General features: G+C 64.4%; 10 protein-coding genes and 1 pseudogene. 6 read left to right on the top strand and 5 right to left on the bottom strand.

Annotated features, from left to right (window positions below; genetic code table 11):
- The first annotated feature begins 70 nt into the window (after positions 1-70).
- Together EJ071_RS20215 and EJ071_RS20220 are read left to right on the top strand one after the other, a co-directional pair.
- Positions 71-868: an ATP-binding cassette domain-containing protein gene (locus EJ071_RS20215; protein ID WP_126099454.1), complete on the top strand. Its 798-nt coding sequence runs from the start codon at positions 71-73 to the stop codon at positions 866-868.
- On the top strand, positions 865-1,923 hold the full coding sequence (locus tag EJ071_RS20220) for an ABC transporter permease (RefSeq protein WP_126099455.1): 1,059 nt from the start codon (positions 865-867) through the stop codon (positions 1,921-1,923). The genes EJ071_RS20215 and EJ071_RS20220 overlap by 4 nt, the downstream gene beginning before the upstream one ends.
- Positions 1,924-1,932: 9 nt before the next feature.
- On the opposite strand, the pseudogene EJ071_RS20225 reads toward EJ071_RS20220, so the two are convergent.
- Positions 1,933-4,643: pseudogene (locus EJ071_RS20225) on the bottom strand (UvrD-helicase domain-containing protein).
- A 181-nt stretch (positions 4,644-4,824) separates the two neighbouring features.
- Between EJ071_RS20225 and EJ071_RS20230 the strand changes: the two are divergent.
- Positions 4,825-7,143, top strand: a complete 2,319-nt coding sequence (locus EJ071_RS20230) for a glucose/quinate/shikimate family membrane-bound PQQ-dependent dehydrogenase (RefSeq protein WP_126099456.1) — start codon at positions 4,825-4,827, stop codon at positions 7,141-7,143.
- 19 nt (positions 7,144-7,162) lie between these two features.
- Here EJ071_RS20230 and EJ071_RS20235 read toward each other — a convergent pair whose 3' ends face one another.
- On the bottom strand, positions 7,163-7,600 hold the full coding sequence (locus tag EJ071_RS20235) for a hypothetical protein (protein ID WP_126099457.1): 438 nt from the start codon (positions 7,598-7,600) through the stop codon (positions 7,163-7,165).
- A gap of 237 nt (positions 7,601-7,837) precedes the next feature.
- Between EJ071_RS20235 and EJ071_RS20240 the strand changes: the two genes are divergently transcribed.
- Complete coding sequence (locus EJ071_RS20240; protein WP_126099458.1) at positions 7,838-8,725, top strand: dienelactone hydrolase family protein; 888 nt, start codon at positions 7,838-7,840, stop codon at positions 8,723-8,725.
- 38 nt (positions 8,726-8,763) lie between these two features.
- On the opposite strand, the gene EJ071_RS20245 is transcribed toward EJ071_RS20240, so the two are convergent.
- The gene (locus EJ071_RS20245; protein ID WP_245460346.1) at positions 8,764-9,588 is read right to left on the bottom strand and encodes a DMT family transporter; all 825 of its coding nucleotides are present in this window, start codon (positions 9,586-9,588) and stop codon (positions 8,764-8,766) included.
- Between the two features lie 178 nt (positions 9,589-9,766).
- Here EJ071_RS20245 and EJ071_RS20250 point away from each other — a divergent pair, with 178 nt between their 5' ends.
- Positions 9,767-10,243 (top strand): Lrp/AsnC family transcriptional regulator, encoded by a 477-nt coding sequence (locus EJ071_RS20250; RefSeq protein WP_126099460.1) that lies wholly within the window; start codon positions 9,767-9,769, stop codon positions 10,241-10,243.
- A 63-nt stretch (positions 10,244-10,306) separates the two neighbouring features.
- On the opposite strand, the gene EJ071_RS20255 is transcribed toward EJ071_RS20250, so the two are convergent.
- Both EJ071_RS20255 and EJ071_RS20260 read right to left on the bottom strand, forming a co-directional pair.
- Positions 10,307-10,504 (bottom strand): hypothetical protein, encoded by a 198-nt coding sequence (locus EJ071_RS20255; protein WP_027168755.1) that lies wholly within the window; start codon positions 10,502-10,504, stop codon positions 10,307-10,309.
- Between the two features lie 146 nt (positions 10,505-10,650).
- Positions 10,651-11,136 carry a thioesterase family protein gene (locus EJ071_RS20260; protein ID WP_126099461.1) on the bottom strand — a complete coding sequence of 162 codons (486 nt, stop codon included), beginning with the start codon at positions 11,134-11,136 and terminating at the stop codon, positions 10,651-10,653.
- 165 nt (positions 11,137-11,301) lie between these two features.
- Here EJ071_RS20260 and EJ071_RS20265 point away from each other — a divergent pair, with 165 nt between their 5' ends.
- Entirely contained in the window at positions 11,302-12,717 is a 1,416-nt protein-coding gene (locus tag EJ071_RS20265; protein WP_126099462.1) for an FAD-linked oxidase C-terminal domain-containing protein, read from the top strand.
- The last annotated feature ends 8 nt before the right edge of the window (positions 12,718-12,725 follow it).

Consider the following 12,725-nt stretch of genomic DNA (forward strand, 5'->3'; position numbering starts at 1 on the left):
GCCGGCCGGGAATCTGTCCCGGCCGGCATGACCGCCGGTGACGCGCCGGCACAACCAAGCGAGGATTGCCATGGCCGAACGCATCATCGAATTGCGCGACATCAAGAAATCCTACGGCCAGGTCTATGCGCTGGGCGGCGTCAACCTCAGCGTCGACCGGGGCGAAGTGGTCGGCCTGATCGGCGACAATGGCGCCGGCAAGTCGACGCTGATCAAGATCCTGTCCGGCGTGGTCAAGCCGACTAGCGGCGAGATTTTGGTGCGCGGCGAGCCGGTCACCGGATGGAGCGCGGCGCGCTCGCGCGACGCCGGCATCGAGACGGTGTTCCAGGACCGGGCTCTTGCCGTACAGCAGACGATCGTGCGCAACATCTTCATGGGTCGCGAGCTCACCGGCTTCCTAGGCTGGCTGAAGGTCGGCAAGGAGATCGAGGAGGCGAGCCGGCTGATGCGCGAGATCGGCTTCACCTCGAAAGTCTTCACGCCGCAGTCAATCGTCGGCCAGCTCTCGGGCGGGGAGCGCCAGGGCGTGGCGATCGCGCGTGCCATCTACAAGCAGGCTGAGCTGATCATTCTCGACGAGCCGACGACGGCGCTGTCCTTGACCGAGACCGCCAAGGTCTTCCACTTCGTGCGCCAGGTGCGGGCAAGCGGCCGCTCAATCCTTTTCATTGGCCACAACATCCACCACGTCTTCGACATCGCCGACCGCTTCGTGGTGCTCGACCGCGGCAAGGTGGCGCTGACGGCCGACCGCAGCGAGGTCAAGTCGGCCGACGACCTCATCGACTTCATGGAAGACATCGCGCATCCCGACGGCTTGCCGGGGCTGCACGAGGCACACGGAGCGGAGCAGACAGCGCAATGAGCAAGGCCATGGAACCCGATCTGCAAACGCCTCTGGGAAGGGCAAGCGGCCCGACAACCAAGGAATCAGGCAAGGAGTGGAGCCATCCCTCCGATCACTGGCTGCGCGGCTTCGTCCTCGACAATCGCGCGGCGCTCGGTTCGCTCGCGGTGTTCATCGTCATGATGGCGATCTTCATGATCGCCAACCCCACCGTCTTCACCACTTGGTATCTCTATAGCTCCGTGCTCACAACGCTCCCCGTGGCGCTGTTCGTGGTCGTGCCGCTGGTCTTCGTCGTCACCTGCGACGAGATCGACCTGTCGTTCCCGGCGACGATGGGTTTCGCCTCATGGGTCTTCGCGCTGGTGGTGCAGGCCGGCTACGATCCGTTCCTCGGCATCGCGGCGGCGCTCGTCACCGGCACGCTGCTCGGCTTCCTGGTCGGATCGCTGGTGGTCTATGGCGGGCTGTCGTCGCTGATCGCCACGCTCGGCATGAATTTCCTGCTGCGCGGCCTGATCCAGATCATCAATGAAGGCAAGTCGACGGCGCTGACCAGCCTTGCCGACAGCTCAGCCTACGCGATCTTCTCCAGCCAGCTCTGGGGCATCCCGGTGCAGATCTTCTGGGCCATCGCCTTCGTCGTCTTTTCCGCGCTGCTCTACAATCGCCATCGCTTCGGCGCGCAGGTGAAGGTGGTCGGCGACAATCCGGACAGCGCCAGGCAGATGGGCATCGACGTCAAGCGCGTGCGGGTCAAGGTATTCGTCTTCGTCGGCATCGGCGCCGCGATCGCCGGCACCTTCTCGGTGATGATCAATTTCACCTGGTGGCCGACAGCCGGCGACGGCTATCTGCTGCCGGTGCTGGCCTCGGTGTTCGTCGGCGGCACGCCGACCTGGGGCGGCATCGGAACGGTGGTCGGCGGCGCGATCGGCGCGGTCACCGTGTCGTTCATCCAGACCGGCGTGGTGGCGGCGGGCCTGAGCGGCTTCTACGTGCAGTTCTTCAACGGGCTGATCATCATCCTGTCGCTGCTCGGCCACAAATGGAACCAGGCGCGGTATCGTTGAGGGGACTGCTCAAACGCCGGTGACGAATCCGTCCAGCACGCGTTTCTGGCCGGCCTTGTCGAAGTCGATGGTCAGCTTGTTGCCGTCGATTGCCGCGATGTTGCCGTTGCCGAATTTCTGGTGGAAGACGCGGTCGCCGAGCTTGAAGGCGGACGGGGTGTCGGCGACGGATTTGGCGACCAGCTCGCCCTCGATGGTGCGGCCCTTCACGCTGGTGCGGCCGGCGCCGTAGCCAGAGTCGGTCTCGCCATAGCCGATGCGCTCGACCTGGTGGCCGGAGCGAGTGCCCCAGTTGCGGTCGGTCGCCTCGGTGCGGTTCGCTTGCGCACGCTGCCAGCCGGGCGTCGCATAGGTGTTGGAGAAGCTGCCCTGATCCTTGGCGCCGATATTGTCGAAGCGCGAGGCGCCATAGGGATTTTGCCGGCCGCCGCCACGGCCTGAGGCGAATGAGCCGCCGCCATAGGGATTGCCGTAGCCGCCATAGGAATTGCCGCCGTCGGCGACGTCGACATGGGTCTCCGGCAATTCGTCGAGGAAGCGCGACGGGATCGTCGATTGCCACAGCCCATGGATGAGGCGATTAGAGACGAACCAGATGTGCAGGTTCTTTTTCGCCCTCGTCAGGCCGACATAGGCGAGGCGGCGCTCTTCCTCCAGTCCGGAGCGGCCGCCTTCGTCGAGCGCGCGCTGGTGCGGGAAGAGGCCTTCTTCCCAGCCGGGGAGGAAGACGGTCTCGAATTCGAGGCCCTTGGCCGAATGCAGCGTCATGATCGAGACGGCATCGAGCGACTCGCCTTGCTCGGCCTCCATGACCAGCGCGACATGCTCGAGGAAGGAACGCAGCGATTCATACTCCTCCATGGAGCGGATCAGCTCCTTGAGATTCTCCAGCCGCCCTGGCGCTTCCGCCGAACGGTCGTTCTTCCACATGTCGGTGTAGCCGCTCTCCTCGAGGATGGTCTCGGCAAGCTCGGTGTGCGGCGTGGTTTCCAGCGCCTTCTGCCAGCGTTCGAAATTGGCCGCGACCTCGCGCAGCGCCGCGCGCGGCTTCGGCTTCAGCTCGTCGCTTTCGGCAAGCGTCGCGGCTGCCTCCAGCATCGGGATACGCATGGCGCGCGCCGTATCGTGGATCTGGCGGATGGTGGCTTCGCCGAGGCCGCGCTTCGGCACGTTGACGATGCGCTCGAAGGCGAGGTCGTCGCCGCCGTTGGCGACGACGCGGAAGAAGGCGAGCGCGTCGCGGATTTCCAGCCGCTCGTAGAAGCGCGGACCGCCGATGACGCGGTAGTTGAGGCCGAGCGTGATGAAGCGGTCTTCGAAGGCGCGCATCTGGAAGGACGCGCGGACGAGAATCGCCATGTCGTTCAGATTGTGCCGATTTCCATGTCTGTCGGGGCGCTGATAGGCCTCGATCGCCTCGCCAACGGCGCGCGCTTCTTCCTCCGAGTCCCAGGCGGCATGGACATGCACCTTGTCGTCCTCGGGGTCGTCGCGGTCGGTAAACAGCGTCTTGCCAAAGCGGCCCTCATTGTGGGCGATGAGATGCGAGGCCGCGCCAAGGATATGCGCCGTCGAGCGGTAGTTGCGCTCCAGCCGGATGATGGTGGCGCCCGGAAAATCCTTGTCGAAGCGCAGGATGTTGTCGACCTCGGCGCCGCGCCAGCCATAGATCGACTGGTCGTCGTCGCCGACGCAGCAGATATTTACGGGGGACGGGCGCCGGTTTCCCTCCCCCTTGAGGGGAGGGTGGCCGGGCGAAGCCCGGTCGGGTGAGGTCCTCGCGGCAGTGCTCGACGCCCTGGCGTTTGATGACTGGGCGGTGCCTTCTGCGGCAACCCCCTCCGCCCGCTTCGCGGGCACCTCCCCCTCAAGGGGGAGGATTGCGGCCGCTGCGCCAACAGTCGCAGCCACATGTACTGCGCGGTGTTGGTGTCCTGATACTCATCGACCAGGATGTATTTGAACTTGCGGTGATAGTCCTTCAGCACGTCCGGATAGGCGCGGAAGATGCGGATCGGGTGATAGAGCAGGTCGCCGAAGTCGCAGGTATTCAGCGTCTGCAGCCGTTCCTGATAGGCCTTGTAGAGTTGGCGGCCCTTGCCGTTGCCGAAGCTGCGCGCATCGCCTTCCGGAATCTCATCGGGGCCGAGGCCCTTGTTCTTCCAGTTGTCGATCATCTGCGCGAACTGCTTGGCCGGCCAGCGCTTGTCGTCCAGGTTCTCGGCCTGGATCAGCTGCTTGATCAGCCGCACCACGTCGTCGGTGTCGAGGATGGTGAAATCGGATTTCAGCCCGGCAAGCTCGGCGTGGCGGCGCAAGAGCTTGACGCCGATGGAGTGGAAGGTGCCGAGCCAGGGCATGCCCTCGACATTCTCGTCGCCAATCAGGATGCCGATGCGCTGCTTCATCTCGCGCGCGGCCTTGTTGGTGAAGGTGACGGCGAGGATCTGCGAAGGGTAGGCCCTGCCGGTGGCAAGGATGTGGGCGATGCGCGTGGTCAGGACCCGCGTCTTGCCGGTGCCGGCTCCGGCCAGCACCAGGACCGGACCCTCAGTTGTTTCGACGGCGAGCCGCTGCTCGGGATTGAGGCCGTTGAGGTAGTCGGCCGCGCGGTTCTGCGCGCTGCGGGCCGCCATGGCGCGCGCGGCAATGCCGGACGGGGCAGCGGGCCGCGCATTCGGTTCGTCAAAGAAGGGCATGTCTTCCGAAAAGCCGGACATCGCCCCGAATGTAGTGATTCGGCGGCGAAAGGCCAGAAGTGTCTACGTTTTGTTCCATTTTTGCGCTGCTCCGGTTCGCTTGACAGGCGCTGCCGGTGAGGGAAAGCTGCCGACAGGGCAGGGACGGCATGCCGTTGCCTGAGAGGCGCCGCAACCGCGCAACAGTCGAAGGAGTATCGTCTTGGCTGTCACCATCACCTCCCTCGTCCTCCTCCTCATCGGCCTGGCGCTTGGCGGCGGCGGCATCTGGTTGGTTTCGCTGGGCGGCAGCTGGTACTATGCGATCGCGGGTCTCGCTTTCCTGGTCACCGCCTTTCTTATCTTCCGCCGCAGGTCGACGGGGCTCTGGCTCTACGCGGCGTTTGTGCTCGGCACGCTATGCTGGGCGGTGTGGGAGATCGGCTTCGACTGGTGGCAGCTCGGCCCGCGCGGCGGCATCATTGTGCTTGTCGCACTTTGGCTGCTGACGCCATGGGTCAGACGAGCGCTCAAGGGCCCGGACGGACGCGCCCCGTTGATCCTGGCGGTGCTGGCCTCGCTCGCGGTGGCCGGTTATTCGATGACCGTCGACCCGGAAGACATCGGCGGCACGCTCGACACCGACAAGGTGACGCCGACTGCCAATCTCGGCGCCGATATGTCGGCCGGCGAATGGTACTTCTACGGCCGCACGCCGTTCGGCCAGCGCTATTCGCCGCTCGACCAGATCACGCCCGACAATGTCGCCAAGCTGCAGCCGGCCTGGACCTACCGCACCGGCGATGTGAAAGGTCCCGACGACATCGAGGAGACAACCTACCAGGTGACGCCGCTAAAGATCGGCGATTCGCTCTTCATCTGCACGCCGCACAATTTCGCCATCGCCGTCGATGCCGCAACCGGCAAGGAGAAATGGCGCTACGACCCGAAGATCAAGGTCGACAGCAATCGCCAGCACCAGACCTGCCGCGGCGTATCCTACTACGCCGATGCCAAGATCGCGGCCGGACAGCCTTGCGCCGCGCGCATCTATCTGCCGACGTCGGACGCGCGGCTGATCGCACTCGATGCCGCCAACGGCCAGGTGTGTCCGTCCTTCGCCGAAGGCGGGACGCTCAACCTGCTTGCCAACATGCCCTATCCGAAGTCGGGCTATTATTATTCGACGTCGGCGCCGCTGATCGTCGCCGGCAAGATCATCGTCGGCGGGGCGGTCAACGACAATTATTCAACCGAGGAGCCGTCGGGCGTCATCCGCGCCTATGACGCAGGCACCGGCGCTTTGCTGTGGAACTGGGATTCAGGCAATCCGGACCAGACGACGCCGCTGCCGGCGGGGCAAAACTACACCAACAACTCGCCCAACATGTGGTCGACAGCGAGCGCCGACGAGAAGCTTGGCCTGCTCTACCTGCCGCTCGGCAACCAGACGCCCGACCAGCTCGGCATGGGCCGCAGCGCCAACGTCGAGAAATTCTCGTCCTCGATCACGGCGCTCGACCTCAACACCGGGCAGTTGCGCTGGGTTCGCCAGCTGGTGCATCACGACTTGTGGGACATGGATGTGCCGGCCCAGCCGACGCTGGTCGACATCACCTCGGCCAGCGGCGCGATCGTGCCGGCGCTGATCGGGCCGACCAAGCAGGGCGACCTCTATGTGCTCGACCGGCGCAGCGGCGAGCCGATCATTCCGGTGAAGGAAGTGCCGGCGCCGGGCGGTGCGATCGAAGGCGATCATGCCTCGCCGACACAGCCGGCCTCGGACCTGTCGTTCAATCCCAAGCCGCTGACCGGCGCCGACATGTGGGGCATCACCATGTTCGATCAGATGCTGTGCCGGATCGAGCTTAGGAAACTGCGCTACGAGGGACGCTACACGCCGCCCTCGCTGCAGGGCTCGTTGATCTATCCTGGCAATTTCGGCGTCTTCAACTGGGGCGGCGTCGCGGTCGACCCGGTGCGGCAGGTGATGTTCGGCATGCCGACCTATCTCGCCTTCATTTCGAAGCTCATTCCGCGCGCGGACGTGCCGCCGCCGGGCGACAACACCAAAGGCAGCGAGCAGGGGCTCAACCGCAACGAGGGCGCGCCTTACGCGGTGGTGCTGAAACCGTTCCTGTCGCCGCTCGGCATTCCTTGCCAGGCGCCGCCCTGGGGCTATGTCGCCGGCGTCGATCTCAGGACCGGTCAGATCGCCTACAGGCATCGCAACGGCACGGTCTACGACATGACGCCGCTGCCCCTGCCGTTCAAGGTCGGCGTTCCCGGCATCGGCGGGCCGATGATCACGGCGGGCGGCGTCGCCTTCCTGGGCGCGGCGGTCGACGACTATCTACGCGCCTACGATCTCACCACCGGCCGACAGCTCTGGCGGGCAAGGCTGCCGGCGGGCGGGCAGTCGACACCGATGACCTACACGGTCGGCGACGGCCGCCAGTTCGTGGTCATCGTTGCCGGCGGCCACGGCTCGGTCGGCACCAAGCCGGGCGACTATGTGATGGCCTACACGCTGCCGAAGTAGTGAAGCTGCGCCCGTCCGTTCAGAGGCCCAGATGGCCCCTCAGGCTGGGCACCTGGCCGAGCACCTGGTTGGTGAGATCCGGGCCGGCGGCTGCCTCGGCCTGCTTGATCAGGGTCTCGCCGGCCTGACGGATCTGCGCCATGTCGAGGCCGGACTCCTTAAGCACCGCGACGCCGTTGATCAGCGCGCCGGCCTTTTCGCCGAGCACGCCGCCAAGCGCGCCCTGCAGCGACGACAGCAAGCCGCCGCCTGAACCGGGCGCGGCGCCGGCGGCCATCACATCGTATTTCTGTGCCAGCGCATCGGCGCCGGGGATCTTATCGAAGAACGAAGAAATGCTGGTGCCTTCCGCTTCGTGTTCAAGCACGGAGAAAATGGTGCCGACGACCTTCTCGGTGGTTGGCTGGTCGAGTCCTGCCTTTTGCGAGACGGTGTTCAAGATGTCCTGGACGTTCATGGCATTCCCCTTTTTGTCGCATGGATTGGCGAGCAGCATCGGCGGCCTTCCTTGCTTATGTGACAGCTCCATCAAGGCTTTCGGAAATGACCAAAATGTGATGGCTCGCCCCCAAGGTGCTCGTCGTGCTGCGACGCATGCGTTCGGGCGCACCAAATCGTCATCCGTCCGTGACTGGACCGTGCAAGCCTCAACCCTATCTTGCGCGTCAACCCTGTGTGGACGTCGAGGAGAGCCATGACCAAACGTGCCAGCAAACCCATCATCACCCAGGCGATGATCGATGCCTATGACGAGTACACGCATCTGACCCTCGACCGACGGCGCTTCATGGAGCAACTGACCAGCCTCGCCGGATCGGGCGCGGCGGCCGCGGCGATCGTGCCGATGCTGGCAGCGAATTCGGCCAAGGCGGCGGTCGTTGCCGAGGACGACCCGCGCGTGAAAGGCGGGGACGTCACCTATCCCGGCAGCAACGGCGAAGTGAAGGCCTATATGGTCAAGCCGGCAGGTCAATCCGGCAAGGCGGGAGCCGTCATCGTCATCCATGAGAACCGGGGGCTCAACCCGCATATCCGCGATGTCGCGCGGCGCGTGGCGCTGGAAGGTTTTGTCGCGCTGGCGCCTGATTTCCTGTCGCCTCTCGGCGGCACGCCTGCCGACGAGGACAAGGCGCGCGACATGTTCACCAAGCTCGACGCCAAACAGGTCGCGGCCGACGGTGTAGCTACAGTCGCGTACCTCAAGGCTTACCAAGACGGCAACGGCAAGGTCGGCGCGGTCGGCTTCTGCTGGGGCGGCGGCACTGTGAACACGCTCGCCGTCAATGCGCCGGACCTCAGCGCCGGCGTGGCCTATTACGGCATGCAGCCGAAAGCCGAGGACGTGCCGAAGATCAAGGCCGCATTGCTTCTGCACTATGCTGGGCTGGACGAACGCATCGACGCCGGCATCGATGCCTACAAGAAGGCGCTCGACGCCGCGCATGTCGAATACACGGTCTATGTCTATGACGGCGTCAACCACGCCTTCAACAACGACACCTCGGCCACCCGCTATGACAAGAAGGCGGCCGATCTCGCCTGGGGGCGGACAGTCGCGTTTCTGAAAGAGAAGCTGGCCTGACCTGAGACTCGACACATCTCGACGGCGCCGTCGGCGGATCACTCCTGCGCCGGCTTGTGGATGGCGACGCCTGCCACGACCAGCGCAATGCCGAAGCAATCGGTGAGGCTGGGAACCTGCCTGAGCACGATGACGCCGATCAGCGTCGCCGTGAGCGGCAGTAGCGAGAGCATCAACGCGAAGCTGGCGCGTGGCAGCCGCGCCATGGCGAGCTGGTCGCAGATATAGGGGATGACCGAGGAGCAAACGCCGACGCCGATGGCGGCGATCAAAAGCTGCGGCGCCGAGAAGGCCGGCAGCGCTTGGTCGAAGCCGATCGGCAGCACGACGAGGAAAGCAATCGCCATGGCGGTGCCGAGGCCGGCAATGCCTATGCCGGTCTGGGCGATGCGGTGGCCCAGCACGATGTAGCCGACAAACAAGGCGCCGTTCAAAAACGCCCAGAACAGGCCGATCGGATCGCTGGACCATTTGATATCGATCAGCAGCAAGGTGCCGGCGACGGCGATGGCCAGCGCCGCGAAATTGCGCCGGCTTCTAAGGCCGACCAGCGCCACGCCGATGGTGCCGACGAATTCGATCGCGGCGACCAGCGAAATCGGCAAGCGGTCGAGAGCCAGATAGAACGCGCAGTTCATCACCGCCAGGCAGGCGCCGAAGGCCAACAGCAGGAGCCGTGCCGAACGGTCGGCCCGGGCGAAGACGGTCCATGGCCGGGTGAGCGGCGCGAAGATCAGCGCCGCAGTGGCGATGCGCAGCCAGGCCATGCCGAGCACGCCGACCTGAGCGAACAGCAGCACGGCGAAGGCCGGCCCGAGATAGTGGAAAATCGCGCTGACGCAGAACCAGACATGCGGCGGCAGCGCATTGGCCAGTCCGGCAAAGGCAGGGCGCGCAGCGTCGGTGTCGCCAGTGGCCCGGTTTGTCGCGCGAACTTGCACTTCGGAATTCATGAGATCATTATCGCAGGCGATCTTCGCGATTTATATGAGCGATGAACGGCTTTGACGGCCGTCACCTTTCTGAAGAAAGAGAATTCCTTTGAAACGCCTTCGAAATGAAAATGCCGGCCTGGATGCCGCCGACCTGAAGATCCTACGGCTCCTGGAGAAGGATGCGCGCACCAGCACGGCGGAGCTGGCGCGCGCGGTCGGGCTCTCGCCGCCGAGCGTGGCCGAACGCATCCGCAAGCTGCAGGAGAACGGCGTGATCGAGGCCTACACGGTGAGGATCGATCCGGCGGCGCTCGGCCTGAAGCTGTCGGCATGGCTGCGGATCAGGCCGGTGCCCGGGCAACTCGCCGTCGTGGCCGGGATCATCCGCGACCTGCCGGAAATCGCGCAATGCGACCGGGTGACCGGTGAGGATTGCTTCATCGCGCTGGCGCATGTCGGCTCGGTGGCCGAACTGGAGCGGGTGATCGACAAGATCATTCCCTATGCGATGACCAACACCGCCATCATCCAATCGTCACCGGTCGAGCCGCGCTCGCCGCTTGGTGGTTTAAGGGAGCGCTGAGGGCTCGGCATTTTTTTGCGCAATCCCGGACGGAAAACCGCTGCGCACTTTTCCTGGAATTGCTTATGCATGCCCCCGCTTCATGCGCGCCTGTTTCAGGATCGCGCGCCAGCGGATCATGTCGAAGGGGATGGGCTCGTTGTTGTTGGCTATGTGAAAGATCTCGTTGTTGACGTTCTTCAGCGATCGCCAGAAATCATAGTCGGTGATGCGTGGATCGGCCGCCAACCGCTCCACTTCGACCTTGATGTCGGTTTTCATGCACAGTCCTCGCACCGCATTCCGCCTGCCGCCCGCGCGTAAACCCGGTGCGGCGGTTTTCGAACGGGCCACTGAGTCGTTCAACGGACTCAAGTGACTTGTTCACGTTAAAACCTTGGTAAGGTTAACGTGGGCGTTTGCGTGCTTCAAGCGCTCTTGCGCTTGATGCCGATCGAGCGACCGGCGCGCTCCGGCATTGGCAGTGCCGCGTGGGCGGCCCGCATGGCTTCAACCTGCGCCATCACATCGGCCGGGAAGGGAGCGACCTTCGGCCCGGCCATATCGACATGCAGCGATAGCGATTCGGACGTCGCGGCCAGCCAGCCGTCGACATGACGGATTTCCTGATAGACCCTGAGCCGCTTCTCGTCATGGTCGATGAGCTGGAATGAGACGTTCACCTTGTGGTCGAGGTGAAGCTCCTGAACGTAGCAGACATGGACTTCGGCCGTGTAGATGGTGAGGCGGCGTTCCTTGGCATAGTTCGGCCCCATGCCCATCAATTCGAACGCCTCGTCCGAGCAGCGGTCGAACAACACATTGTAGTAGGCCATGTTGAGATGGCCGTTATAGTCGATCCAATCCTTCTCGATCGCCATCGGGCTGGAAATGATCGGCGCGGGCATCGTCATCTGGTTTTCCTCGATCGTCGCTGGACAGGGCGTGGCTGGTGAGGTTCTCTTTGTTTTGGCGCAATTCCGGACGGAAAACCGCTTCACACTTTTCCTGAAATTGCTTTAGGCATCATCCATAGCTGCATGGCAAGAGTGGCCGCTGGTCCATTCGCGGAGGAATTCATGGCTTTGAGCGACCTCAACCCAGTCGAGCGCAACGAGGAAGGCATCGCTACGGTACTCGGCATCCTCAAGCAGCGGTTCGGCGAGCGTTTTCAGACCGGCGAGGCGATCCGCGGCCAGCACGCGCACACCACGACCTATATCCCGACACAGGCGCCGGATGGTGTCGTCTTCGCAGAAACCACTCCGGAGGTTCAGGAGATCGTGCGCGCCTGCGCGGCGCATCGCGTGCCGGTCATCGCCTTCGGCGTCGGCTCCTCGCTCGAGGGCCACACCAATGCGCCGGGCGGCGGCATCTCGATCGACACCTCGCGGATGAACCGCATCCTTTCGGTCAATCCGCAGGACCTCGATTGCACGGTCGAGCCGGGCGTGACGCGCGAGGACCTCAATCGGCACCTGCGCGACACCGGCCTGTTCTTCCCGATCGATCCCGGCGCCAACGCCTCGCTCGGCGGCATGGCGGCAACGCGCGCCTCCGGCACCAACGCCGTGCGCTACGGCACCATGCGCGAGAACGTGCTGTCGCTTACGGCGGTGATGGCGGACGGCGAGACGGTGACGACCGGCAAGCGGGCGAAGAAAAGCTCGGCCGGCTACGACCTGACGCGGCTCTTGGTCGGCTCGGAAGGCACGCTCGGCATCATCACGGCGCTGACGCTCCGCCTGCAAGGCATTCCGCAGGCGATCTCCGGCGGCGTCTGCCCGTTCCCCAGCCTGGAGGCCGCCTGCAACACGGTGATCGCGACCATCCAGATGGGCATTCCGGTGGCGCGCATCGAACTGGTCAACGCGCTGCAGATGCGGGCGATGAAGAATTATTCCAAGCTCGACTATCCCGAGAGCCCGTGCCTGTTCGTCGAATTCCACGGCAGCGACGCGGGCGTCGCCGAGCAGGCCGAGATGTTCGGCATGATCGCGGAGGAACAGGGCGGCGGACCGTTCCTGTGGACCAGCGTCGCCGAGGAACGGACAAAGCTCTGGAAGGCGCGGCACGATGCCTATTGGTCGTCGCTGACGCTGCGCCCGGGGGCCAAGGGCCTGTCCACGGACGTCTGCGTGCCGATCTCACGGCTCGCCGAATGCGTCACCGAAACCGAAGCCGACATCGCGGATATGGGGCTGGTAGCACCCATCGTCGGCCATGCCGGCGACGGTAATTTCCATGTGCTGGTGCTGATGGATGTCGACAACCCACAAGAGATCGCACTGGCGGAAAAGTTTGTCGCCAGGCTCAACATGCGCGCGATCGCCATGGAAGGGACCTGCACCGGCGAGCACGGCATCGGCCAGGGCAAGGTCGGCTTCCTGCGCCACGAGCTCGGTCACGGTGTCGACGTCATGCGCACGATCAAGCAGGCGCTCGATCCGCTGAACATCATGAACCCGGGTAAGATCTTGCCGGCGGCTGGATGATCGAGTCG

Origin of the sequence: Mesorhizobium sp. M1B.F.Ca.ET.045.04.1.1 (assembly GCF_003952465.1) — a bacterium.
Taxonomy (GTDB): domain Bacteria; phylum Pseudomonadota; class Alphaproteobacteria; order Rhizobiales; family Rhizobiaceae; genus Mesorhizobium; species Mesorhizobium shonense.

Bases quoted from the DNA above. Each gene is read 5' to 3' on its own strand.
- EJ071_RS20215 (WP_126099454.1), top strand. From the start codon at position 71: ATGGCCGAACGCATCATCGAATTGCGCGACATCAAGAAATCCTACGGC.
- EJ071_RS20220 (WP_126099455.1), top strand. From the start codon at position 865: ATGAGCAAGGCCATGGAACCCGATCTGCAAACGCCTCTGGGAAGGGCA.
- EJ071_RS20235 (WP_126099457.1), bottom strand. From the start codon at position 7,600: ATGAACGTCCAGGACATCTTGAACACCGTCTCGCAAAAGGCAGGACTC.
- EJ071_RS20240 (WP_126099458.1), top strand. From the start codon at position 7,838: ATGACCAAACGTGCCAGCAAACCCATCATCACCCAGGCGATGATCGAT.
- EJ071_RS20255 (WP_027168755.1), bottom strand. From the start codon at position 10,504: ATGAAAACCGACATCAAGGTCGAAGTGGAGCGGTTGGCGGCCGATCCA.
- EJ071_RS20260 (WP_126099461.1), bottom strand. From the start codon at position 11,136: ATGACGATGCCCGCGCCGATCATTTCCAGCCCGATGGCGATCGAGAAG.
- EJ071_RS20265 (WP_126099462.1), top strand. From the start codon at position 11,302: ATGGCTTTGAGCGACCTCAACCCAGTCGAGCGCAACGAGGAAGGCATC.